The sequence below is a fragment of the Capnocytophaga sp. G2 genome, assembly GCF_035282625.1.
GTDB lineage: Bacteria > Bacteroidota > Bacteroidia > Flavobacteriales > Flavobacteriaceae > Capnocytophaga.
Genome location: NZ_JAYKBU010000002.1, coordinates 83,672 through 108,451 on the forward strand (window position 1 = coordinate 83,672; position 24,780 = coordinate 108,451).

21 protein-coding genes are annotated in these 24,780 nt (G+C 39.6%); 13 read left to right on the top strand and 8 right to left on the bottom strand.

Annotation, left to right across the window (positions count from 1 at the left end; all coding sequences use genetic code 11):
• Positions 1-32: 32 nt before the first annotated feature.
• The 4 genes from VJJ03_RS01965 (at position 33) to VJJ03_RS01980 (ending at position 3,388) form a co-directional block, all read left to right on the top strand.
• Positions 33-284: a hypothetical protein gene (locus VJJ03_RS01965; RefSeq protein WP_009746476.1), complete on the top strand. Its 252-nt coding sequence runs from the start codon at positions 33-35 to the stop codon at positions 282-284.
• A 235-nt stretch (positions 285-519) separates the two neighbouring features.
• Positions 520-1,434: a DUF6291 domain-containing protein gene (locus VJJ03_RS01970; RefSeq protein ID WP_323973497.1), complete on the top strand. Its 915-nt coding sequence runs from the start codon at positions 520-522 to the stop codon at positions 1,432-1,434.
• A 152-nt stretch (positions 1,435-1,586) separates the two neighbouring features.
• On the top strand, positions 1,587-2,507 hold the full coding sequence (rsgA, locus tag VJJ03_RS01975) for a ribosome small subunit-dependent GTPase A (protein WP_009746474.1): 921 nt from the start codon (positions 1,587-1,589) through the stop codon (positions 2,505-2,507).
• A 140-nt stretch (positions 2,508-2,647) separates the two neighbouring features.
• Positions 2,648-3,388: a shikimate dehydrogenase family protein gene (locus tag VJJ03_RS01980; protein ID WP_009746473.1), complete on the top strand. Its 741-nt coding sequence runs from the start codon at positions 2,648-2,650 to the stop codon at positions 3,386-3,388.
• A 29-nt stretch (positions 3,389-3,417) separates the two neighbouring features.
• Here VJJ03_RS01980 and msrB read toward each other — a convergent pair whose 3' ends face one another.
• Both msrB and VJJ03_RS01990 read right to left on the bottom strand, forming a co-directional pair.
• Positions 3,418-4,485, bottom strand: a complete 1,068-nt coding sequence (msrB, locus tag VJJ03_RS01985; RefSeq protein ID WP_009746472.1) for a peptide-methionine (R)-S-oxide reductase MsrB — start codon at positions 4,483-4,485, stop codon at positions 3,418-3,420.
• 240 nt (positions 4,486-4,725) lie between these two features.
• A complete protein-coding gene (locus VJJ03_RS01990) occupies positions 4,726-5,550 on the bottom strand; it encodes a 5'-nucleotidase, lipoprotein e(P4) family (protein ID WP_009746471.1) in 825 nt (274 codons plus the stop codon).
• A gap of 223 nt (positions 5,551-5,773) precedes the next feature.
• On the opposite strand from VJJ03_RS01990, the gene VJJ03_RS01995 reads away from it, so the two are divergent.
• The 3 genes from VJJ03_RS01995 to VJJ03_RS02005 all read left to right on the top strand — a co-directional run bounded on the left by VJJ03_RS01995 (position 5,774) and on the right by VJJ03_RS02005 (position 8,516).
• On the top strand, positions 5,774-6,334 hold the full coding sequence (locus VJJ03_RS01995) for a Crp/Fnr family transcriptional regulator (RefSeq protein WP_009746470.1): 561 nt from the start codon (positions 5,774-5,776) through the stop codon (positions 6,332-6,334).
• Between the two features lie 115 nt (positions 6,335-6,449).
• Positions 6,450-7,862: a TolC family protein gene (locus tag VJJ03_RS02000; protein ID WP_323973501.1), complete on the top strand. Its 1,413-nt coding sequence runs from the start codon at positions 6,450-6,452 to the stop codon at positions 7,860-7,862.
• A 51-nt stretch (positions 7,863-7,913) separates the two neighbouring features.
• On the top strand, positions 7,914-8,516 hold the full coding sequence (locus VJJ03_RS02005; protein WP_323973503.1) for a murein L,D-transpeptidase catalytic domain-containing protein: 603 nt from the start codon (positions 7,914-7,916) through the stop codon (positions 8,514-8,516).
• Between the two features lie 134 nt (positions 8,517-8,650).
• On the opposite strand, the gene VJJ03_RS02010 is transcribed toward VJJ03_RS02005, so the two are convergent.
• The 3 genes from VJJ03_RS02010 to VJJ03_RS02020 all read right to left on the bottom strand — a co-directional run bounded on the left by VJJ03_RS02010 (position 8,651) and on the right by VJJ03_RS02020 (position 13,182).
• Complete coding sequence (locus tag VJJ03_RS02010; protein WP_323973505.1) at positions 8,651-10,972, bottom strand: ATP-dependent helicase; 2,322 nt, start codon at positions 10,970-10,972, stop codon at positions 8,651-8,653.
• A 108-nt stretch (positions 10,973-11,080) separates the two neighbouring features.
• The gene (gene folE / locus VJJ03_RS02015) at positions 11,081-11,743 is read right to left on the bottom strand and encodes a GTP cyclohydrolase I FolE (RefSeq protein ID WP_323973507.1); all 663 of its coding nucleotides are present in this window, start codon (positions 11,741-11,743) and stop codon (positions 11,081-11,083) included.
• 218 nt (positions 11,744-11,961) lie between these two features.
• Entirely contained in the window at positions 11,962-13,182 is a 1,221-nt protein-coding gene (locus VJJ03_RS02020; RefSeq protein ID WP_323973509.1) for an HD domain-containing protein, read from the bottom strand.
• A gap of 150 nt (positions 13,183-13,332) precedes the next feature.
• On the opposite strand from VJJ03_RS02020, the gene VJJ03_RS02025 reads away from it, so the two are divergent.
• The 4 genes from VJJ03_RS02025 (at position 13,333) to VJJ03_RS02040 (ending at position 20,581) form a co-directional block, all read left to right on the top strand.
• Positions 13,333-14,670: a dihydroorotase gene (locus VJJ03_RS02025; RefSeq protein ID WP_323973511.1), complete on the top strand. Its 1,338-nt coding sequence runs from the start codon at positions 13,333-13,335 to the stop codon at positions 14,668-14,670.
• Between the two features lie 98 nt (positions 14,671-14,768).
• A complete protein-coding gene (locus VJJ03_RS02030; protein ID WP_323973513.1) occupies positions 14,769-15,797 on the top strand; it encodes a ferredoxin--NADP reductase in 1,029 nt (342 codons plus the stop codon).
• A gap of 73 nt (positions 15,798-15,870) precedes the next feature.
• Positions 15,871-18,858 carry a tetratricopeptide repeat protein gene (locus tag VJJ03_RS02035; protein WP_323973515.1) on the top strand — a complete coding sequence of 996 codons (2,988 nt, stop codon included), beginning with the start codon at positions 15,871-15,873 and terminating at the stop codon, positions 18,856-18,858.
• Positions 18,859-18,865: 7 nt separating this feature from the next.
• A complete protein-coding gene (locus tag VJJ03_RS02040) occupies positions 18,866-20,581 on the top strand; it encodes a TonB-dependent receptor (RefSeq protein WP_323973517.1) in 1,716 nt (571 codons plus the stop codon).
• Between the two features lie 84 nt (positions 20,582-20,665).
• On the opposite strand, the gene VJJ03_RS02045 is transcribed toward VJJ03_RS02040, so the two are convergent.
• Together VJJ03_RS02045 and VJJ03_RS02050 are read right to left on the bottom strand one after the other, a co-directional pair.
• On the bottom strand, positions 20,666-21,583 hold the full coding sequence (locus tag VJJ03_RS02045; RefSeq protein WP_323973519.1) for a metallophosphatase: 918 nt from the start codon (positions 21,581-21,583) through the stop codon (positions 20,666-20,668).
• Between the two features lie 3 nt (positions 21,584-21,586).
• A complete protein-coding gene (locus VJJ03_RS02050; protein WP_009746459.1) occupies positions 21,587-22,354 on the bottom strand; it encodes a 5'-nucleotidase C-terminal domain-containing protein in 768 nt (255 codons plus the stop codon).
• A 76-nt stretch (positions 22,355-22,430) separates the two neighbouring features.
• Here VJJ03_RS02050 and VJJ03_RS02055 point away from each other — a divergent pair, with 76 nt between their 5' ends.
• Positions 22,431-22,943, top strand: a complete 513-nt coding sequence (locus VJJ03_RS02055; protein WP_009746458.1) for a DUF6913 domain-containing protein — start codon at positions 22,431-22,433, stop codon at positions 22,941-22,943.
• The gene (gene dapA / locus VJJ03_RS02060; protein ID WP_323973521.1) at positions 22,940-23,818 is read left to right on the top strand and encodes a 4-hydroxy-tetrahydrodipicolinate synthase; all 879 of its coding nucleotides are present in this window, start codon (positions 22,940-22,942) and stop codon (positions 23,816-23,818) included. The genes VJJ03_RS02055 and dapA overlap by 4 nt, the downstream gene beginning before the upstream one ends.
• Positions 23,819-23,827: 9 nt before the next feature.
• Here the strand turns inward: dapA and VJJ03_RS02065 are convergent, their stop codons facing one another.
• Complete coding sequence (locus VJJ03_RS02065; RefSeq protein ID WP_323973523.1) at positions 23,828-24,757, bottom strand: aspartate carbamoyltransferase catalytic subunit; 930 nt, start codon at positions 24,755-24,757, stop codon at positions 23,828-23,830.
• Positions 24,758-24,780: the final 23 nt, after the last annotated feature.

The following is a 24,780-nucleotide window of genomic DNA, read 5'->3' on the forward strand; positions in this document are numbered from 1 at the left end:
ATAAATATTATTAACATTAAAAACAAATAGTTATGGCTATCAGACTTGTAAATGGCTGTGTGAATTGTGAGAATCTCACAGCGGAAAATGTATGCAGACTCTATAATACCAAAGTAGAGGTAAAACACACTTGTGACGATTTCAATATGCGTCCCAGTTTGAAGGATGAAGTAGATTGTCTTTCCTGTGCAAAGTACAACACTTCCCTTTGTGAGAACCAATCCCATGCAGCAGAAGGAATGCTTTGTAATGAATGGACTCCAGAGACCACTGCAGAAGCATAGTTAACGAAGGAATGTTTTACTACTGTTAAAACTCTAAAAATAGAGAACTTTTTCATTTCGTAGAGGCAATAAGTTGAGAATACTTATTGCCTTTTTTAGGATTCTCTTCTTTTGTTATTAACAAAACTTTAGTAATGAATTCTCTTGACATTACCGCAAAAAAGATGTATTTTTGTAGTCAAATAATACAAATATATTGTAAAACGTTTTCTATTGATTATTAAATCGTATGCAAATGAAAAGAGATTCTTTTATTTTCTATCGTAGCTTCTATCAAGCGCTCCTTCCTTTAAGCAAGAGAACACAGATGGAAGCTCTTTCGGCTTTACTTCGTTATGCCCTTGATGGAGAGGAAAGTGAACACCTCTCAACAGTAGTGCAGTCTGTTTTTACCCTTATCAAGCCTCAGTTAGATGCCAATAACCAACGTTTCGAGAATGGTAGAAAAGGAGGTGCCCCTAAAGGAAATAGAAATGCTTTGAAAAAACAACCCAATCAAAACCTAAAACAACCTAATGTGAATGACAATGTAAATGATAATATAAATAACAATGCAAATATAAATGATAATATAAATGACAATATCAATGATTCTCTTTCTTTTTTTTGCAAAAAGAAACAAAAAAAAGAGTGTGTTTCTCCAGAAAATTTTTTTCAAAAAGAAAATTCTTTTTTAGAAGCTCCCTTAAATGACTCTTCGGAAGAGGAAAAAAAAGAAAAAGAAAAAATTTCCGCCCAAAAAGAAAAAGAAGCTCAAAAGAAGGAGAAGTCCTTTGATTTCAGAGCGGCTATGCTTGCAGAAGGATTTGCTCCCGACCTTGTTGACGAATGGCTCAAGATACGCAAGGCAAAGAAAGCCATTAACAGTGAGCATGCCTTTGAGCTCTTCCTTGAGCAGGTACAGCTTACCCAACAGGAGAAAAACATCATCCTCAAGCTCATCGTCCAAAAACAATGGAAAGGCTTTGAGGCAAGTTGGTTAGAGACCCTAAGCCACCCTTCACTAAATAGAAAAGAACCTATCACAATTGACCAAAATGGAAACATACTCAACCCTACCTACTTCAACACAACCAGCACCAACACAAGTCCTTACGTTGCAGGACGACAAACCGCAGAGACTCTTAGAGCCAACTTGCAAGGTTGGTAGTCTTTTTATACTCTTGGGATAAAGAAAATCAATAAAATAAGAAAGTGTTAATAACTTTTCATCTTTTTGCTTGACTTTACTTCTAAAATGTTGTACTTTTGTGCTCCAAAAGGAATGGTCTCACTATTCACTTTTCATTATTCACTTTATTTATGAGGGGAATCATTTATAAATCCACAGGGAGCTGGTATATGGTCAAGGGGGAAGACCAGCAGTTCTATGAATGTCGCCTTAAGGGGCGTTTTCGCCTTAAGGAAATAAAAAATACCAATCCGCTTGCCGTGGGGGATAGGGTGATCTTTGAGAAGGAAGGACAGAGGGTTATTACCCAGATTCTCCCACGGGAGAATTATATTATTCGCAAGTCGGTGAACCTCTCCAAGCAAACGCATATTCTTGCTGCCAATATAGAGGTAGCATTTCTTTTAGTAACGCTTAATAATCCCACTACCTATCCGGCTTTTATTGACCGCTTCTTGGTAACGGCTGAGGCTTATAGTATTCCTGCCGTTTTGCTAATGAATAAGGTGGACACTTATCTCCCTGATGAGCTGGCACAGGTGAAGTACTTGGCATATATGTACCGTGATATTGGTTATGAGTGCATTGGTATCTCGGCGCAGACAGGTAAGAATCTCCATTTGGTAAAAGAGCGTTTGGAAGGGAAAACGGCGATGGTGTTGGGTCACTCCGGAACAGGAAAAACCACTCTTATTAATGCCCTTTCGCCTTCCTTACACCTTAGAACACAACCTCTCTCCCAGCTACATGGACAGGGACAACATACGACCACCTTTGCCCAGATGTATGACTTGGACTTTGACGCCCGCATTATTGATACTCCAGGAATTAAGGGCTTGGGAGTAGTGGATTTTGATAAGGAGGAAATAGGAGATTATTTTCCTGAATTCTTTGCCTTAAAAAAACAATGTCGGTTTCATAATTGCCTACATGTGAATGAACCTCAATGTGCTGTAAAGGAAGCGTTGGACAGAGATGAGCTCTACTGGAGCCGGTATAAAAGCTATCTACAACTTCTGGAAGGAGAGGATACTTATCGGGAAAGTGAATAGTATAGCCAGCGAATACCCACAGCTGGATATGTGAGTGAAAAATGAAGAGTGAAAAGTTATAGCCAGCGAGTACTCATAGTCTGGAAAGTCGCATGAGCGAGAAATAAATAATAAAAATAAAAAATGAGCAACTCAAAACGATGAAAACATTTGCTTTAGTGGGGCGCAACATCTCTTACTCTTTCTCTCGGAGATATTTTGCAGAGAAATTCGCTCATGAGCAGATTACCGATAGTGAGTATGTCAATTTTGATATACCCACCATAGAAGAGCTTCCTGCACTTATCCGTACTACCCCTACCCTTGTAGGTATGAATGTAACCATTCCCTATAAGGAGGCAATACTTCCTTTGCTTGATGAGCAGAGTGAGGAACTTATGACCATCAAAGCTTGTAATACCATTAAGGTACTCCCCACAGGAAAGCTTAAGGGCTATAATACGGATTATATAGGCTTTCATGATTCCTTAGTCCTTTACTTAAAACCCCACCATAATAAAGCACTGATTCTAGGTACAGGAGGGGCAAGTAAGGCAGTCATCTTTACCCTTGAGCAGTTGGGAATTCCTTATATACTTGTCTCCCGTAAGGCTTCTGCTCAGGCAATCTCTTACGCATCGCTTGGGGAGGAAATCATCAGGAGTCATCTGCTAATTATCAATACGACTCCTCTGGGTACCTCCCCTGATACGCAAGCCTTTCCACCGATTCCTTATGAGTTTGTTACAGATAAGCATTTGTTATATGATCTTATCTATAACCCTGAAAAGACGGTTTTTCTCGCTAAGGGAGAAGCACAGGGGGCTACCATCCTTAATGGTTACCCCATGCTTGCCCTCCAAGCAGAAGCATCGTGGGAAATATGGAATAGTGAGAAGTGAACAGTGAAAAATTATTTATTTTTCGTTTTTCACTTAACTACGTTTTTACTTTTTCCTCCTATTAAGGATAGGCTGTATCCTTCTTTTTCCATTTCTTCTTTAGGGATGAAGCGTAGAGAAGCACTATTGATACAGTAGCGTAATCCTCCTTTGTCCTTAGGTCCATCGGTGAATACGTGTCCTAAATGAGCATTTCCCAACTTACTTCTTACTTCAGTGCGGAGCATGTTATGGGATTTGTCCATGTATTCCTTGACAAGTTTTTTATCAATAGGCTTGGTGAAGCTTGGCCATCCACAACCAGCATCATACTTGTCGGCAGAGGAGAATAGGGGCTCGCCTGTGGTTACATCTACATAGATGCCCTCACGGTTTTCGTTCCAATATTCATTACGAAAGGGTGGTTCAGTAGCACTATTTTGGGTTACCTCATACTGCATGTTAGAAAGCTCTTTCTTAAGGGTAGCCTTATCCTTAACAGTATAGGTAACTTTGGGTGAAGTTTGGGCCTTCTTAGGATTTGCTTTGCGAGCCATCTCAAAAAGAGCAGGGGAGAGGTGGCAATAACCATGAGGGTTCTTATCCAAATAGTCCTGATGATACCCCTCTGCTGCATAAAAGTTTTTCAAAGGAAGGTTCTCCACGACAATAGGCTTGCTGTATTGTTTGGCAAGGGCGATAAGGTGTGCCCTTATTGTAGTTTGGTCAGCTTTATTCGTATAGTAAATGCCTGTACGGTATTGTGAACCTCTGTCATTTCCTTGTTTGTTCAGGGAGGTAGGGTCAATAGTTTTGAGATAGAGTTCCACGAGCTGAGAGAGGCTTACTTCTGTAGGGTTGTATACTACCTTAACTGTTTCAGCAAATTGGGTGTCGCCTTGGCAAACTTCTTTGTAGGTAGGGTTCTGGATGTTCCCATTGGCATAGCCTACTTCTGTAGCCACTACGCCTCGCACTTGCTTGAAGAAATGTTCTGTACCCCAGAAGCATCCTCCTGCAAAATAGATTTCTTTAGTGTCCATTTTTTTTAGTTTGGTTTGTGAAAATAGTGAATAGCTTGTTAAAAAAGAGAGCAAACAAGCTGCCCAGAGTGTCATGTTTCTGTTCATAGCCGGTATTTTAAAAGTTTATAAATAAGGGTTTGTAACAGATTTTGTAGGGAAGAAGTAAAAAGATATTCACAAAAAGCATGCCAAAATAGGGTAAGGTAGAAGAAAATTTTGTAAAAAGTGCTGTAAGATAGAGAAAATACTATCTTTATTGTCCAATGAAAAAGCCTCTTCTTTTTGTAAAGAAGAAGCCTTTTACTTGATTAATATTATGGAAAAATAAAGATATTACATAGAAGGTTTGTCCTTAAGGACTTTTAGGATAATAGCCTCACGTTCTTCTAAAGGGAGGGGTTTGCCACCAAAAGCAGCATTTTCCCAATCCCCATAGGAGGGGTTAGGCAACACAATGAAGCGCTTTCCGAAAGCCTCACGGTTCTTTGTTACGGCATTAAAGCGTCCTTGGGTAGTAGGAACATCAAAATCCTTGTCAAAATCTGCTAAATTATCCCCTAAAAGTAGGACAATATTATATCTTTTGGCGATCTCCAAGCGTCTATTTTCCTTGCTTCTTTCAGCATTACGGAATATAAGGTGGTCATCTCCCTGAATAGGGAAGCCATAGCGCTTGAGGTTTGCAGCAGTCCCATCATGTTCGGCAGTGGAACGGTTGGTTACATAGAAGATGTGTACCCCTTTCTCTGCGGCATATCGGAAGAAGTCCAAAGAGCCTGCCAGTGGGGTTGCTTCTCCTTTAGCAGTCCATGCTTCCCATGATTTCTTCTCATATTCCTTATTTTCCTTGCCGCATTGTACGGCATAGTAGGAAGTGTTCATGAAGGTCTCATCAATATCTGAAACAATAGCGATAGGCTTATCACTTGACTGGGCAAGAGCCTCATCCAACCTCAAACGAGCTATATTGAAAGCCTGTAAGCATAGGGCGTCATATTCAGCGGCTTGCTGTTGGAAGAAAGCAGCATAGAGTTTTCCTTTGGTAAGGAGCTGATGGCTGCTGCCTTGAGTGGGGTTTGCGGAAGAGATAGTCCCCTTTTGAGAACAACAAGCACCACAGATAGCGGCAACTCCCAAGAAAATAAAGATTTTTTTCATGCTATGTAAATTTTTCGGGCTACAAAATTACAAAATATCTGTGTAATACAAAAAGAAACTATAAGCTAAAGTCATTAAAAATAAGAGAATTTAAAGTTAAATTTTTTCTCATAATGATAATTATTCTTTATAAAAGTTAAAAATTGTTTCTGAGAATAAGTTGGGGATATGAAAATTGATGATTCCTTGACTTATGAAGCATTATTATTTGTATCTTTGCCCTATGAATTTTATTGACTATATACATCAGAAAACACTTATTGATAATGAGACCCTTAAGGCATTGGATACTCTTTTTATTCCTAAGCAGTACAAGAAATATAGCTATCTTCTTAAGGCAGGAAGCCCCTCTAAGGAAGTCTTCTATATAGAGGAAGGGATCATGCGACAGTTCTATACGAAGGAAGAGAAGGATATTACCCATGCTTTCTATATGGAAAATGATTTCTATATGCCTGTAGAGAATATTTATTTTCACCAGCCTTATCCTTTCGCTTTAGAGGCTTTAGAACCTTGCTTGGTACGGGTGGCAGAATTCGCCCAAGTGGAAGAAATTATTAATAATAATCCTCAGTTGGAGCGTTTTATGCGGATGCTTCTGGTTTCTTTTCTCAAGAGTCTTTCCGATAGGATTTATGCCATTAAGTTCCAAACTGCTCAGGAGCGTTATGAGTTGTTATTGAAGAATTATCCTAAGATACTTCTGAGAGTTCCCTTGGGGCATATTGCTTCTTTCTTAGGGATTACTCAGCAAACCCTCAGTGTAATTCGTTCAGGTAAATAACGCTTTTTAATCTATCTTAAAAACTTATTGCAAAAAAGAGCTTCTTATTTCACAAATCTACTCTATTTTTGCAATCCGATAATTTGTAAGTTGTTTATTTTAAAATGTATTCAGAATGAAACATATATATACTTTTGTTTTTCTTTGTGTTACTACATTCAGCCTTGCTCAATCCCTTTCTTTCTCCGATGCCTTAGCACGTATGCAAGGCGCTAACCAGAAGCTCAAAGGAGTTGAAAAACAAACACAAGCCTCCTCTTATACAGAAAAATCAATGAGAGGTTTGTACTTACCACAGTTGAGCATTAATGCAAGCTATGCACACTTGAGTGACCCTCTTTCTTTAAGTTTTAATGAATATAAAACACCTTTGCAAAGTGGACTTACCTCCTTAGCAGGGGCTATTCCTGCCCCTTTACAACCAGCTTTCAGACCTTTATTGGGCAGGCTCCAACCTCTTTTTGCACAGGATTGGAGGTATGAATTTCAAAAGCAGGATATTTGGAAGCTCTCTGCAGACCTTCGTTGGGTACTCTATGCAGGGGGTAAGGTACGTGTAGGGAATAAGGTAAGCAAGCTCAATAGTGAAATTGCCAAAGTAGAAAGCCAGAAAACAGAGAATATGCTAATCTCCGAACTAGCAGAACGTTACTTTCAAGTACAATTAGCCCAAGAAGCGCTACGAGTACGACAGAAAGCTCTCGAAACAGCTGAACAGCACTATGGTAATGCTCAAAAGTTTGAGAAAAATGGTATGGTGGCTCCTGTGGAAACCATGCAAGCCAAGAAAGCCGTTACCGATGCACAACGCGAAGTACTTGCTTGCCAGAAGGATATAGAACTGGCACAAACTGCCCTTTATGGAGTTATTGGTGAACAGCTTCCTCCCCTTACGACCCTTTCTTCTTCCCTGTTTGAAGTGGCTCCCCTGCAACCTGTGGATTACTATCAACAGCAAGCCAAGGAAAACTATCCGCTTATTGTACAAGCCCGACTTAAAAAACAACTTACCGACCAGAATGTGAAGGCACAGAGAGCCGCTTTCCTGCCCGATGTAGCCCTTATTGGTAAAAAATATTTATGGTCAAAAAACCTTCCTATCACTGAACCGGATAACTGGGTGGTAGGCGTCGGTCTACAGTGGAATCTCTTTAATGGCTTCTCCGATAAGAATAGGATAGAACAAGCAAAAGCCCAACGTGAAAGTGTGCAGCTCATTACCGCTCAGGCTGAAAAAGACATACAAACTTTAGTGAAAAAACAATATACGGAGATAGAGAAACAGCGTGAACAGCTTCAAAGTTTACAAAAAAGCTTAGAATTCGCTCAGGAATTGGTACGGGTAAGGAATAAGGCTTTTGCGGAAGGACTCTCATCTTCCACTGATGTCGCCGATGCGAACCTCTACTTAGCCTCCATTGAAATAAAATGTTACCAAGCCCTCTTCGAAATGGATAAGGTGCTTGCTCAACTCTTGGAAACCTGTGGACTTAGCCAAGAATACACTAATTATTTAAGTAAAAAGTAAAGTCGCCTGAGCGAGAAGATAAGTAAGCAGTGAAAAATGAATGTTATCATAATGAGAAGATTTTTATTTCCCTTGTGTTTTATTTTTTGCTTTGGTTGTCATCAGGGGCAATCCTCCACAGCGCAGCCCTTAGCAAAGGACTATACGTTACAGCATACTCAAGCACTGGCTTACTGCAAGGCACATAAAATGAATGAGGATTTCTATTTCTTGATTGATCTGAGTTTACATTCGGGCAAAAACCGTTTTTTTGTGTATGATTTCAAGCAAGAGAAGAACCTTTATGAGAAGTTGGTTACTCATGGTAGCTGTGATGTAAAAGAACCCAATCCTAACAAATTTGAAGTAGCCAAATACAGTAATCAAGCCAATAGCCATTGTTCAGCTAAGGGCAAATATAAAATAGGAAAGCGAGATTATAGCTCGTGGGGTATCAAGGTAAAGTATTGGCTACAAGGTTTGGAAACAAGTAATAACAATGCTCAGAAGCGAGTGATTGTATTACATTCTTGGGAGGCTGTCGCCGATAGGGAGATTTATCCTCGTTATAGTCCCCTAAGTTGGGGTTGCCCTGCCGTCTCTAATGCATTTATGCAACTTTTGGATACCATGCTCCAGGAAAGCAAAAAGCCTGTATTGTTATGGATTCTTTAGAGATAATGTCAGCTTCAAAGAAGACTAACCCCAAAAATTCAAGCCTTATACAAGCCGAGTATTCTTAATAACAGAGGGGGTAACAACAAAGAGTTGTCCTCATGTGGCTCTATTACTTTATATAGCTTCAATGATTATTCTATTATTTTGAATTTTGCAAAGCGAAGGATGAGGGTTTTCTCTCCTCCATTCTCGAAACGTACTCTTGCTTTGCGGTCAGCACCTGCGCCTTCCACTTCTGTAATTTTTCCTTTTCCAAAGCGTTCGTGTATAATGGTATTTCCTACCACAACTTTTGGAATATCTCCTACCGAGATTGCTTTAGCTTGCTCGGGCTTTTGTAGGCGGAGCTTCTTGAGTTGTTCCTCATTAGGCTTTTTGTAGGCGGGTGGAGGTGTATTAGTGGGCTTTTGCTGACGTAGTTTGCTCTTATCAATGGGCGCAAAAGTATCTACATTGATGAGGGGCTTGTAACGATAGTTCTCTTTGGAGGTAAGGTATTCTAAGTAACGTTCGTCTATCTCTTCAATAAATCGACTGGGTTCAGCATCCATGAGCTTTCCCCATCGGTAACGGTTCTCTGTATAGGTAAGGTACGCCTGCTTCTCGGCACGGGTCAGCGCTACATAGAATAGACGTCGCTCTTCCTCTAACTCGGCACGAGTATTCTGGCTCAAGGCTGAAGGAAATAAATCCTCCTCCATGCCTACAATGAATACATAAGGGAACTCTAATCCTTTGGCGAGGTGTATGGTCATCAGCGATACACGGTTATCGTCCTCAACTTCCTTATCCATATCAGTCGCTAAGGCTACATCTTGTAGGAATTCAACCAGAGAGTTGGAGGCATCCTCCACCTCCTGTTGTCCTTCCACAAAATCGCGAATACCATTGAGGAGTTCCTCTATATTCTGCATGCGTTCCACGCCTTCGGGGGTGCCATCCTTCTTGAACTCATTGAGAATCCCAGTGCGCTTGGTGATGTGTTCTGCCAGAGAAAAAGCATCATGGGTCTCCATCATAATACGGAAACTAAGAATCATATTGGCAAACTCCAATAGGCGGTTTCGGGTTGCCGAATTGATTTTAAGCCCATAGTCCATGGTTGCTAAGTTCTTAATAATGGTAAAGATAGGTACTTTGAATTCATTGGCACAGAGGGTAAGTTTTTCCATAGTGGTATCCCCTATACCACGAGCAGGGAAGTTGATGATACGCTGAAGTGCTTCCTCGTCATTCTCATTGGCGACCAGCCTAAAGTAAGCCAAGATATCCTTAATTTCCTTACGTTGGTAGAAAGAAAGTCCCCCGTATATGTAATAGGGAATATCTCGCTTTCTCAGGGCATCTTCTATAGCACGAGATTGGGAGTTGGTACGATAGAGAACAGCAAAATCTCCATAGGAGCGTTGTTTCTGCATGGCAGTTTCAAAAATAGTACCTGCTACAAAGCGTCCCTCATCGGCATCGGTAGGACTACGGTGTACTTTGATACGGCTTCCATTTTCATTTTCTGTCCAGACTACCTTCTCTAAGCGAGCTTTGTTATGCTCTATGACATTGTTGGCTGCCTCCACAATATTCTTAGTGGAGCGATAGTTCTGCTCTAAGCGATAGATGCCTACCTTCGGGTAATCCTTCTGGAAATTAAAGATATTATCAATATTTGCCCCACGGAAGGCATAGATACTCTGTGCATCGTCCCCCACAACACAGATATTCTGAAACCTATCGGCAAGGGCACGTACAATAAGGTATTGGGAATGGTTCGTATCTTGATACTCATCCACCAAGATGTAGCGGAAACGATTTTGGTACTTAGCGAGCACCTCAGGGAATCGGTTAAGTAACTCATTGGTACGTAACAGTAAGTCATCAAAATCCATGGCTCCAGCTTTAAAACATCTTTCTACATAGTTGCGATAAATATCTCCTATGCGAGGACGCTTTGCCATAGCATCGGCTTCTTGAAGGTCATGGTTCTCAAAGTAAGCTTTTACGGTAATGAGGTTATTCTTATAGGAGGAAATGCGGGAGGCTATTTGTTTATACTTATACACCTCCTTATCTAAGCCCATTTCCTTGATAATAGCGGAGATAAGCCGTTGGGAATCCTGTTGGTCATAGATGGTAAAATCTCTTGGAAAGCCCAGCCTATAGGCTTCCTCCCTAAGAATACGGGCAAAGACAGAATGGAAGGTTCCCATCCATAGGTTACGTGCTTCGCTTTGTCCTACGATGCGTCCAATGCGCTCCTTCATTTCCCGGGCTGCCTTGTTGGTAAAAGTCAGTGCAAGAATGTTGAAGGGATCTACTCCTTGTTGCATAAGGTAAGCAATGCGATAGGTAAGTACACGTGTTTTCCCAGAACCAGCCCCTGCGATGACCATCACGGCACCATCCTTATGTACTACAGGAGCACGCTGTGCCTCATTAAGTTCGTCTAAGTAGTTCAATTGAATTCTGAGTTTTGAGTTAAAAAGTGAACAGTAAGTAATGAAAAATAGTTGCTAAGAATACGAAAGGTTATTTACCTTTCGTTATACATCATTTGTTTTCATTGCTTAGTATTTTGTTTCCATTTTTATGTATTCTAAGAATTCTTTTCTTACAATAGGATCTTTAAATTGACCGCCATATTCAGCAGTAACAGTACTGCTTTCAATGTCCTTGATACCACGGGAATTAACACAGAGGTGCTTGGCATCAATCACACAAGCTACATCTTGCGTGCCTAAGAGGTGTTGCATTTCCTGTACAATTTGTATAGTAAGGCGTTCCTGTACTTGAGGACGACGGGCATAGTAATCCACAATACGGTTCATCTTAGAGAGTCCTAATACCTTTCCGTTGGAGATATAGCCCACATGAGCACGTCCTACAATGGGGAGAAAGTGATGTTCACAAGTGGAGTAGAGGACAATATTTTTTTCTATGAGCATCTCCCCATAGTGGTAGTTATTTTCAAAAGTAGAGGAACTGGGCTTGCGCTTGGGATCAAGTCCTGCAAAAAGTTCTTTTACATAGGCTTTAGCCACTCTTAGGGGAGTCCCCTTGAGACTGTCATCCGTAAGGTCAAGTCCAAGAGTTTCCATAATCTCTGCCATTGATTTTTGAATGCGAGCGATTTTCTGTTCATCAGAAAGGGCAAAGGCATCAGCTCGCAAGGGAGTCTTAGCTGAGGTACTGAGGTGGTTTTTACCTATAAAATCATCTGAATGGTTCATTTGCTACTTATTTGTTTAAGGGGACAAAAGTACGAAATAAAGTGAATAGTGAATAGTGAATAGTGAATTTTTTTTCACTTTTCACTTTTCGCTAATAGGGTAGGCATGAGTTAAAGTTGCTGAATACCTGCAAGCGAGTATCAGGCTCGCACCAGCGAAGAGAACAATAATTAATGATTAACTTTTAATGATTATAGCAATTTTTCGTTTTTCACTTTTCACTTAGGAGCGCATAGGTAATACTTAGTAACTTTGGTGGATAGTGCATCTAAATTCATTTGATCAGAGGCTTGGGTAACATCTATAACCTTATTGTTCTTAGTATAGATAAGGATATTCTGCTCATCTTTTCGGTAGGCAGTATTGGAGACTTCTCCGGTGAAAACAAAGTAATGTGCTAATTCCTCTGGAAGGTCATATTTTTTAGCAGTCTCTTGTAAGAGTTGTTGTATTTTTTCCTTTTCTACAGGGCTTTTGTAAAGCTTAACACGGAGCAAATCGCGGTTAAGAATCATTTGGCTGAGCTTAGCTAAGACCCAATCCTCCCCATATTGCCATTCCTTAAGTCCTGAGATGATGTCATAATCATCTAATTGAGCAAATAAGTGTAAGGCATGACGGTCAAAAGTCTCTTTTGTAATGTGATTCTCTACAAAAAAACGTAGTGCGGTGGTCATGGGTAGCTTTTTCCCCTGTCCTGTAAGCTCCTTTACGCGTGCCAATATCCGGATAAGAACAAATTCTGCCCCTATACTGGTTTTGTGTAGGTATACCTGCCAATACATCAATCGGCGAGCTACCAGAAACTCTTCTATGGAATAGATGCCTTTTTCATCTACAATGAGCGTATCGTTCTTGACGGTGAGCATGGCAATAATTCGCTCGGAGTTAATATTGCCTTCACTTACCCCTGAGTAAAAACTGTCTCGCTTGAGATAATCCAACCTATCCATGTCCAATTGGCTGGAGATGAGCTGATTCATGAACTGTTTTTTATATTTCTTTTGGAAGATTTCTATAGTAACTGAGAGCCTTCCTTCAAATTGTCTGTTGAGTTCTTCCATGAACGCCAAGGATATTTCCTCATGAGAGATTCCTTCCACAATACTGTGTTCCATAGCATGGGAGAAGGGACCATGACCAATATCATGTAGGAGAATAGCTATATATAAGCCCTCTTCCTCTTCTGGGGTGATTTCTACCTGCTTGTAGCGGAGTGTTTGCACCGCTTGTTGCATAAGGTACATACATCCTAAGGCGTGATGGAAGCGTGTATGCCTTGCTCCTGGATATACCAAGTAGGAAAGTCCCATTTGAGAAATTCTGCAAAGGCGCTGAAAATAAGGATGTTCTATAAGAGCGAGAATAAAAGTATTGGGGATATGAATAAACCCATATACAGGATCATTCACTATTTTAAGCCTGTTATGTATTTTCATCACTTTTTTGGGCAAAGATATACATTTTTTGCTATATTACCAATATTATAAGTAAATTTCTTAGAACACAATTAAAAAAAGTATAAAAAAGTATTTTTAAATGACAAAAACAATTACTTTTGTCACCAAATTTCTAATCCTTGATTTCTCATGAAAACTTTATTAAAGAACGGTAAGCTCATTTCTGACAACCATATTCAAGAAGCCGATTTACTTATTGAGAATGAGCGTATTGCTAAGATTGCCTCAGCGATCTCTGCCAAAGAAGCACAGAGAGTTATTGACCTTGCAGGGATGCTGGTATTCCCCGGCGTGATTGATGACCAAGTACACTTCCGTGAACCTGGACTCACCCATAAGGCGACCATTGCCTCTGAGAGTATAGCTGCTGTGGCGGGAGGAACAACTACCTTTTTTGACCAGCCCAATACCATTCCCCAAGCCACAACCATTGATGCTCTGGAGGATAAGTTTGCCATAGCTGCCAGTAGCTCAGTAGCTAATTTCTCTTTTCTACTCGGCGGAACCAATGATAATATAGAGGAACTCAAGCGGATCAATCCTAAGAATACTGCCGGAGTGAAGCTCTTCTTAGGCTCTTCCACAGGAAACATGCTCGTGGATAATGAGAAAACTATTGAAAGGATATTTAAGAATGTACCTACCCTCATTGCTGCCCATTGTGAAGATGAACAAACTATTAAGCGTAATTTGGAACACTATCTTTCCCTCTATGGAGCTCAAATCCCCATTGAGTGTCATCCACTTATCCGCAGTGCGGAGGCTTGCTATCTCTCCTCCTCACGAGCAATAGCGCTTGCTAAACAAACAGGTGCAAGATTGCATGTGTTTCACCTCTCCACAGCTAAGGAAACAGAGCTCTTGGACAATACAATTCCTTTGTCGCAAAAGAAAATTACAGCAGAGGCTTGTATCCATCATCTTTGGTTTTCTGATAAGGACTATGACCAGAAAGGAGTATTTATTAAGTGGAATCCGGCAGTGAAATCCCAAGCAGACCGTGAAGGCATCTGGAAAGCTCTCTTGGACAATCGTATAGATGTGATAGCTACCGACCACGCTCCCCATACCTTAGAAGAGAAAAGCCAAAAGGAATACCAGAGGATTCCCTCTGGAGCCCCTTTGGTACAACATTCCTTAGTAGCTGCCCTTACAATGTTTCGAAAAAGAGGAATCCCCTTAGAACGCTTAGTGGAGAAAATGTGCCATAATCCGGCCATCCTTTTTAGAATCCGCGAGAGAGGTTACCTCAGGGAAGGTTATTATGCCGATATCACTTGCGTAGCTGAACATACCCCTTGGCAAGTCTCTAAAGAGAATATCCTCTACAAATGTGGTTGGTCTCCTTTGGAAGGAACAACCTTTGATTATAAGGTAGCTTATACCTTTGTTAATGGAAATTTGGTATATGATCAAGGAACACTTCTTACCCAAGAAAAAGGAAAGCGAGTCCTTTTTGATAACTAATCATCTCTGAAGTACTTAAAAAATTAGTTGCTCATTCTTCTTCAATCCTCATTAATTTCGTATTTTTGCCTAAAAATTATAACAATAATAGTTATTCAATGAAATCAGTTTCCTTACCCGTATCACAGGTAGAAAAACTCACTTCGGATTCGGTTAAAGTATCTTTTAAAATTCCTCAAGAACATAAAATTTCCTTTGACTTCTTTGCAGGACAATACATCACCCTCGAAAAAGAAATTGAGGGGATGGCTGTAAGGCGTGCTTATTCTATATGTTCCTCGCCTTATGAGGATATTATCAGTGTAGCCATTAAGCAAGTACCCAATGGTGTGTTCTCCACTTATGCTTGTAAGCAGTTGCAAGAAGGAGAAACCTTGGGGGTATTTCTCCCAGAGGGTAAGTTTGCCTATATCCCTGAAATATCTCCTGAGAATTTAGGACTTTTCGCCGCTGGAAGTGGTATTACTCCTATGCTTAGCATTATTAAGGTCGCCCTTGTGAAAAGCTCTTGCAAGATACTCTTAGTCTATGGAAACAGAACGCCTGAGACTACTATGTTTCTCTCGGATATAGAGGCACTTAGGGCGCAGTATCCCAATAGGCTTTTGGTGCAATATGTCTATAGCAAGACCCAGCAAGAGGGTGCCCTTTCAGGACATATAGATCCACCTATGGTGGAGCAATTGCTCAAAGAGACCTACAAGGAGGTGGAATTCGGTCGTTTCTATATCTGTGGACCCCAATCAATGGTTGAGGCTATTAAGGAAAAACTCCTAAAGGATTATGACAAAAAGAAAATTCATACAGAGCTCTTTACCGTAACGCAGACCTCTAAAAAAGAATATAAAGGAACTTCAGAGATTACAGTACGCTTAGAAAATAAAGAATATACCTTCATTATAGAACGTAAGGAAAATATACTAAGTCAGCTCCTCGCTAAGGGATTGGAAGTATCCTATTCCTGTTTAACGGGAGCATGTAGCAGCTGTTTGGGAAAGGTAACTGAAGGAAGTGCCGAGATGGATAAAAATCAAGTACTCTCTGAAGAAGAAATAGCTAAGGGAATGATACTTACCTGCCAAGCTCACCCTACCTCTCAACAAATTAGGGTAGAGTTCGATTACTAAGTTTTTGTTAATTAACCATATACTCTCTTTTTATTGGATAAAAAGCCTTACTTTTGTCTCTAAAATATGGATTATGAAGTATAAAAATATTTTTTTTCTAACAGGATTGTTAGTCTCAGGAGCAACTCTTGCTCAGCGTACGGCTCATTATACCGCTGGAAATGCCTCTTTACAGAAAGCACTTTCTTTATATCATCAAAAGCAGTATAAGGCTTCGGAACATCTTCTTAAAAAGGAATTACAGAAGCAAACCGATGAAACCACTCGTGAACAATGCTTGTACTATATAGCTTCCTCTGCACTAAGACTCGGACAAGCCGGAGCTAATGCCCAAATGGAGCAATATTTGAGGGATTATCCCTCCTCTCCTTATGCTACAAATGCTAATTTTGAAATAGGAGAATACTATTTTAGTAAGGGAAATACTAAGAGTGCCATTGCTTGGTATGATAAGGTGCAAATCTCTTCTCTTTCAGCTGCCCAAAGAGAAAAATTTAACTTCCAATATGGTTATGCCCTCTTCGCTCATGGGGATAAGGAAACCGCTCAACGATATCTCTCCCAAGTGAAAGACTCTAAAGAATATGGAAAGAAAGCCTCCTATTACTTGGGGTATATTGCCTATGATGCCGATGATTATAAGCAAGCCAATGAATTTTTTCAAAAGGTAGGACAGGAAAAAGAACTTAATAAAAATCTCTCCTACTATCAGGCAGATATGAACTTCAAGCAAGGAAACTTCCAAAAAGCCTTAGAAGAAGGACTTCATCAGTTGGAGAAAACCAATAACCCTCAGTATCGCTCTGAGATTAATAAGATTATTGGAGAAAGTTATTTTAACTTAAAGCAATATGATAAAGCAATTCCTTATCTGGAAGCTTATAGAGGAAAAAAAGGTAAATATACCAATACCGACCTATATTACTTGGGCTATGCTTACTACAAACAAAAGGACTATCAAAAGGCAATAGGTCAGTTTAATAGAATTATTGATGGCAAGAATGAAGTTGCTCAAAATGCTTATTACCACTTGGCTGAATGTTATCTCAATACCAACCAGAAGCAACAGGCTCTAAATGCCTTCCGTAATGCTTCTCAAATGAATTTTGTCCCTGAGATAAAAAAAGATGCTCACCTAAATTATGCGCGCTTGAGCTATGAGGTGGGAAATGCTTATGAATCCACCCCTGAGGTGATACAATCCTACATGGAGACCTATCCTAATGACCATACTCAAGAACTTAAGGAACTATTGGTAGATTCTTATATTACTTCCGGAAACTTTCAATCTGCAATGAATCTCTTGGAGAAATCCACCTCTGCCGATGAGAAAATATACCAAAAAGTAGCTTTCTTCTACGCTTTGCAACTTTATGCCGATGGTAACTATAAGGAGGCACTCTCTTATTTCCAAAAAGCACAAGGAAAATCCAATGAACTACTCCGTGCAAGAGCTATCTATTGGTCTGGAGAAACTCATTATCAACTCCAACAATATGCAGAAGCACAGAAAGATTTTCATGATTTCCTATCACTGGGTCTGAAATCAGCTCCTGAGTACCCTAATGCTTACTATGGCTTGGGATATGCTCTTTTCAATCAAAAGAAATATCTTGAAGCTACAGAGAATTTTTCCAAATATATAGAGACAAAACCAACGGCTTCCCGCCTTGCCGATGCTCACTTGCGCCTTGCCGATAGCTATTTTGCCATTGGTAAGTATTGGCCTGCTATGGAAAACTATAATAAAGTAATGACCATTAATGTAGGAGATACAGATTATGCTGCCTTCCAAAAGGCTATTAGCTATGGTATTGTGGATAGAGTTCCTAAAAAAATAGAGGAACTCAATGCTTTTATAAAAAATTATCCTAAATCCAATCTGCGTGAGGATGCTATTTATGAATTGGCAAATACCTATGTGGCACAAGGAAATAATGAAAAAGCAGCTGCCTTATATCAACAATTGCAAAATCAATATCAGGGAGGTACTTACACAGCTCGTGCTATGCTTCGTGAAGGGCTCATGCTCTATAACAAAAATGAAAATCAAAAAGCCTTAACTGTATTTAGAAAAATTACAGAAAAATATCCCAATTCCCCAGAAGCTATGCAGGCGATAAATACGGCTAAAAGTATTTATGTAGAAATGGGTAAGGTAGAGCAGTATGCACAATGGGCAAAAAGTTTAGGTTATGTGGAGGTATCTGATAATGAATTGGATAACGCTGCCTTTGAAGCGGCTGAACGACAATATATACAAAATAAAAAGCAAGAGGCAAAAGGAGCTCTGGAAAAATATCTAAAAGAGTTTCCTAAAGGAGCCAATACAGCACAAGCCCGTTTCTATTTAGCTCAATTATACTTTGAAGCAAACCAAAAAGAAAAAGCACTCCCTCTCTATGAAAAAGTGTTAGAAGAAGGACGTAATGAATATTCTGAACAAGTCTTGGTCAGGTTGAGTAATATCTATTTAGAGAAAGAAGAAATAGATAAAGTGATTCCTTTGCTTAAGGAAATTGAAAAAACCTCCTCAGTCGCTCAAAATTTGATTTTTGCACGATCTAACTTGATGAAGGGTTTCTATAGACAAAAAGATTATCCCCAAGCAATAGAATATGCTAAAAAGATATTAGCCGAAAAAAATGCTGATAACCGCTTAAAGAATGATGCTCGTGTGATTATGGCAAGGGCTTATATGGCTACAGGAGCTGAGGAAGAAGCAGAAAAACAATATGCAGAGGTACGTAAAACAGCGACCGACGCCCTTATGGCAGAGGCATTGTACTATGATGCTTATTTTAAGAACAAAGCAGGACAATACAAAAAATCTAACGAAGTAATCCAAAAACTGGCTAAGGAATATGGAGGATATAAGGAATTCTCTGCTAAAGGATTGGTGGTAATGGCTAAGAACTTCTATGGACTGAAAGACCTCTACCAAGCCAACTATATTCTCAATAGCGTAATCGCCAATTTTAAAGCATATCCTGAGGTAATCACCCAAGCCAAAGAGGTGCTCGCTCAGGTTAAAGAGGATGAAAATAAACCTACTAAATAAAAAGAAAATGAAAAAGTTATACCATATATTTACCACTCTTTTCTTATTTTCAACCTTCTCTACTTATGCTCAGGATAAGTTGGGAACCATCTCTGTGGATATTGTCAAGCCTTATACCCCTACTATCGCCGATGTACATAAGCCACAAGAGGAAACTCCTAAGAAGGACTCTGTAACAGTGGCTAAAAAGAAAATCAATTATACCATTCATTCGGTGCCGGTTGCCTCTACCTTTGTTCCTGAAAAAGGAAAAGCAGTAAGGATTACCGCTTCCCAACGTAAGGATACTCTTTATCATTCCTATATTGCTTTAGGAGCAGGAAGTTATGCTTCATTCTATGGAGATGGATTTGTAGCTATCCCGCTGAATGAAGAATCTGATCTCTCATTGGATTTTACACATCATTCTTCCAAAGGAAAAGTGAAGGGGGTAACCTTAGATAATAATTTCTCTAATACAGAGGCACAGGCAAGTTATCGCTATGGGGATAATGACTATCAGTTGGGACTCTCAGCCAATGTCGCCAATCGCTTAATGCATTGGTATGGAGTGGAGGACAAAACTTTACTTCCTATTGAGGCTTCTCTTAGGCAAAGCTACCTCAGTGGAGGGCTCTCAGGCTTTTTCTCTATGAATAAAAGTGTATTTAATGGAATAGATTTTTGGATTCAGGGAGCAAAGGATCACTTCCAAAGTGGAGAAACACAGGTCAAACTACGTCCCACCTTTAAGTTTGATATCAACCAACAACAGTTTGTTACTGCTATATTGGATGTGGATTACTTGCAAGGAAGTTTTGACCAACATTTTTCCAATAACAATAAGATAGAATATCGTTCAGCCCTTATAGGGATAAAGCCTTCCTATCGCTTTTCTATTCCTAATTTCTCTATCAAATTAGGCTTGGGTGCTTATTATGCCAAGGAAAAAGACTATGAGAATGGTCATGATCTCAAAATCTTCCCTGATGCAGAACTCTCTTATGATGCCTTTGGAGATAATTTCATCCTCTATGGAGGGATTACAGGGAATATAGAACAACTCTCTTATCGTAAGCAAAGCCTTGAAAACCCATACCTTTCTCCAACCCAAGAGCTACATCCTACCTTTACCCCTTATGATATATTTGGCGGGGTAAAAGGTGCTTTGGGGCAGGGATTCTCCTATAATATAAATCTCTTCTACAAGCGCTTGGAGAATATGCCTCTTTTCCAAGCCAATGAAAAACTGTCCTTAATTCAGTATGCTCCTTATCAGTATGATAATACTTATAAAATAATTTATCAGGATGCTATGGAATATGGAATAAAAGCTCACCTAACAGGCAAAATATCGGATCAGTTTGATATGGATTTTTCTCTTAAGGCGAATGGATTCTCAATGGATAAGCAGGAGGAAGAGGCTTGGAACCAACCTTCCTTTACCTCTGCACTTGCTGCTCATTATCAAATTATTCCAAATTGGAATATCGCCGCTGAGTTCTTTTATGTAGGTGAAAGAAAGGATCTAAAGCATACGCTTTCTACTCAGCCCCGTGAGCAGGTAACTCTCAAGGGCTTCTTTGACCTTAATTTCTCTACCGATTATACCTTCCTAAAGCAATGGACAATCTTTGTCAATCTCAATAATGTAGCAGGAGAGAATTACCTCCGTTGGACAAACTATCCTGTACAAGGATTCCAATTCCTGGCAGGAGTAAAGTATAGCTTCAATATAAAGTAAACTTTAAAAAATAAAATAGAGGCAATTCATTTGTGAATTGCCTCTCTCTTTCAGAAAATCATCTATGATAAAAAAATATTTTTATTATACTAGGATTTGTGTACCACTGCTTGTAATCTTATTGTCTAAATAGAAGTCAATACGTCCTAAATTAATACCATAGCAACCTACTTGATTGACAAGGATTTCACGATTATTTTTGTTTTTTACAATAACAGGTTCATTTAGGAAAGTATGAGTGTGCCCTCCTATAATAAGGTCTGTGTCGTAGGTTCTTCTGGCAATAGTCAGGTCACACACCTTATTAGAATGATACTGATAACCAAGATGCGAGAGGCAGATAACAATATCACATTTCTCGCTCCTTTTTAGCTTGTTCTCCATGTCAATGGCTATCTCCACAGGGTCAAGATACTGAGTCTCTCGGTAGTTCTCTTTAGTAACCAATCCTTTGAGTTCTACTCCTAAACCATAGACTCCTATGCGAACATCATCTACTACAAATACTTTATAAGGCTTGGTTTTCCCTTCTAAAATAGTATTCTTGAAGTTATAATTGGAACAGATAAAGTCAAACTTAGCATGAGGGAGTTGTGAGAGTAATCCCTCCAATCCATTATCAAAATCATGATTGCCAAAGGTAGCAGCATCATACTTGAGCATGGACATTAAGCGGAATTCTAATTCTCCTCCATAGTAATTAAAATAGGGTGTCCCTTGGAAAATATCGCCAGCATCAAAGAGCAAGGTATGAGGATTCTCTTTTCGTGCCTGTTCTATCAGTACAGCACGGCGAGCTACCCCCCCCTTATCAGGATAATGAGGATCATCTACAGGCATAGGGTCTATATGGCTATGTGTATCATTGGTATGAAGAATTGTAATGTGCTTCTTGTGATTTTTTAAGGGAGTCTTTTCCTTGCCAAGAGCAAAGGAAACACCTCCCATTCCTAATAATAAGGCTCCCGCACTTATATTTTTTACAAAATTACGTCTTTCCATAATCTATTTCTTTATTCTGAAGCGCTCATCGGTTTTGAAGTCTAAAGTATCTGTTTTCCTAAGGTAATCAATGATAGCATCTCTTGAAGGATAGTTAATATTGGTAACACTTAGGGCATCTTTGAAAAAATTCATACGATCTCCCCCTTGATACAGATAATCAAAAGTACATACAAAATAGCGCTTTTTGCGTTGAACAGGTCTTTTATTGATGAGAAAGCTTACAACATCTCCTCTTTTGTTAATGGTTAGTTGTACTTGTTTGGAAAGAGGATGAGGAAGTTGATTCTCAATAAGGTATTTAGCCATCTTATAGAGGGTATCCCCGGTGAGTTCTACCACTACTAATTGATTCTCGAAAGGCATGATCTGGTATACTTGCCGTATAGTAATGTCCCCTTGAGGGATCTCAGTTCGGATTCCTCCCCAATTGAACATAGCAAAATCAATATGCCTTTTTTTCTTCTTGAGAAAATAAGAATCCGCCTGTTCACATTGGGAATCCGCAAAGAAATTTCCAATAGGCATATTCATAACGTCTGCCTCAAGAACCTTAATCATGGCTGTTTTGTTATAGGAGAGTACCTTGTCCAAATATTTGTTCAAGTGATACCGAAAAGGAGAAAGATAATCCTTTATTTGCTCATCTTCTTCGGTCTCTTTACCAATCTGAAGCTGCTCCCCTTGAAGAGCTTGAGTGTAGTAACCGCTTGATTTACAAGATGATAATAATAGTAATAAAGCAAAGACTCCCAAGAATATTTTTTTCATAAAAATGTTTTAGTTCCAGTGTGCAAAATTAATAAAAATTGATTAAATTTGCAGGGAAATCTTTAGAAAAATTATTTTGAAACTATTTAAGAATATTGCCATTAATAGGCGCATACGAAAAAATCTAAAAAGAATAGATAATAAACTGAATGGTAGTAAATTACATGTTCATCGTATTGGCTGCATTGTGGATACAGAGGAAGTTTCTAAGGTGGAATTCTTAAAGGATTTCATAAAAAGCTATGGAATCAATTCTGAGAACTATGTGATTTTGGGATACCAAGATAGGGGTATGGATATTCAAATACAAGGAATCCCCCTTTTCTCATGGAAGGATATTAACTATTCTGGAAATATACGTAACTATCACGCAGATAGGTTATGGGAGTTGGAGTATGACCTTCTGATTAATTGCTTTTCTTCTCCAAAGCTCCCTCTATTATTGCTCTCCTCAGGAGTAAGAGCCAAGTTGCGTATAGGAGTTACAGGAATTGACCCTATTTTCAATGATATTATCATTGATACACCCCTTAAGGATGGAATGACCTTTATTAAAGAAGCCAAAAAAATCATAAATACACTACAATGAAAAAATTACAAGGAACAGGTGTGGCACTAACCACACCTTTCAAACAGGACAAATCCGTAGATGTACAAGCCCTTGAACAGTTGGTACATTTCCAAGTGGAAAACGGTATTGATTATTTAGTAGTTTTAGGAACTACAGCAGAAACTCCAACCCTCTCTACTGAGGAAAAACAACTTGTCAAACAGACTGTAAAGCGTGCTAATAATGGTAGGATCCCTATGGTGCTCGGAGTAGGAGGAAATGATACGAAAGCAATCGTAGAACAAGTACAAGCCGTAGAGAAGGATGATTACCAGGCTATTCTTTCGGTCTCCCCTTATTATAATAAGCCTTCTCAAGAGGGAATCTACCAACATTATAAGGCAATAGCTCAGGCTTCTCCGCTCCCTATCTTGCTCTATAATGTGCCTTCACGAACAGGGATTAATATGGATTATCATACTACCTTACGCTTAGCCAAGGAGGTGCCTAATATCATAGGAATCAAAGAGGCTTCAGGGAATATTGTTCAGATTATGCACTTGCTTCAGGGGCGCCCAAAGGATTTTCTGATTATTTCTGGGGATGATGCCACCGCTTTACCTACAGTGCTCTTGGGAGGTGATGGGGTTATTTCTGTTTTAGGACAAGCATTTCCTAAACAATGTTCTCAGATGATACATCATGGCTTGGAAGCTAAAAACAATGAAGCCAATGCCTCTCAGTATCACTTACTTGAGGCTATGGATTTGATATTCAAGGAAGGAAACCCAGTGGGAATTAAGGCTTTGCTCTCTCTCTTGGGAATAGGAACCCCTCAGGTACGTCTTCCTTTGTGTACTGCCTCTGAACAGCTACAAAAGCAGCTTAAGGAATTCCTACAAAAAATGAAATAGAAGAAGTCTTTACATTTTTATCTGTGAGGCAAGTAGATAAATGACCGCCATGCGAATAGCCACCCCGTTTTCTACTTGGTCGAGGATGATGGATTGCTTGCCATCGGCTACTTCACTGGTAAGTTCTACACCTCGGTTGATAGGACCTGGGTGCATGATAACTATTTCCTTACCCAATTCATCCAAAATCTCTTGGGTGAGCCCATATTGTAACACATATTCCCGTGTGGAAGGGAAGTAAGGAATATCCAAACGCTCATTCTGGATACGGAGCATATTGGCTACATCGCACCAGCGAAGTGCTTTCCTAAGGTCTGTTTCTACCTGTACCCCTAATTCATGTATGTATTTTGGAATAAGTGTTTTGGGTCCGCAAACGGCTACCTCAGCTCCTTGCTTATGTAAGGCAAATATGTTGGAGAGAGCAACCCGTGAGTGCAATATATCCCCTACAATGACCACCTTTTTCCCTGCAACACTCCCTAAACGTTCTCGTATGGAATAGGAATCTAATAAGGCTTGCGTAGGATGTTCATGAGCACCATCCCCTGCATTAACAATAGGAACTTTTACATGCTGGGAGAGAAAAACACCTGCCCCTGGATTCGGATGGCGCATAACTATCATATCCACTTTCATCGCTAGGATATTATTGACTGTGTCAATGAGGGTTTCTCCTTTTTTTACGGAGGATTGTCCCGCAGAGAAGTTAATTACATCGGCAGAAAGACGCTTCTCTGCCAATTCAAAAGATAAGCGCGTACGAGTACTATTCTCAAAAAATAAATTAGCGATGGTGATATCCCTAAGGGAAGGAACTTTTTTGATGGGACGATTGATGACCTCCTTGAACTGGTCGGCAGTGGTGAAGATAAGTTCTATATCCTCAGCAGTAAGGTACTTGATACCCAACAGATGATTAACGCTTAACTGATTCATTGTGATGTTTTTAGATTATAATT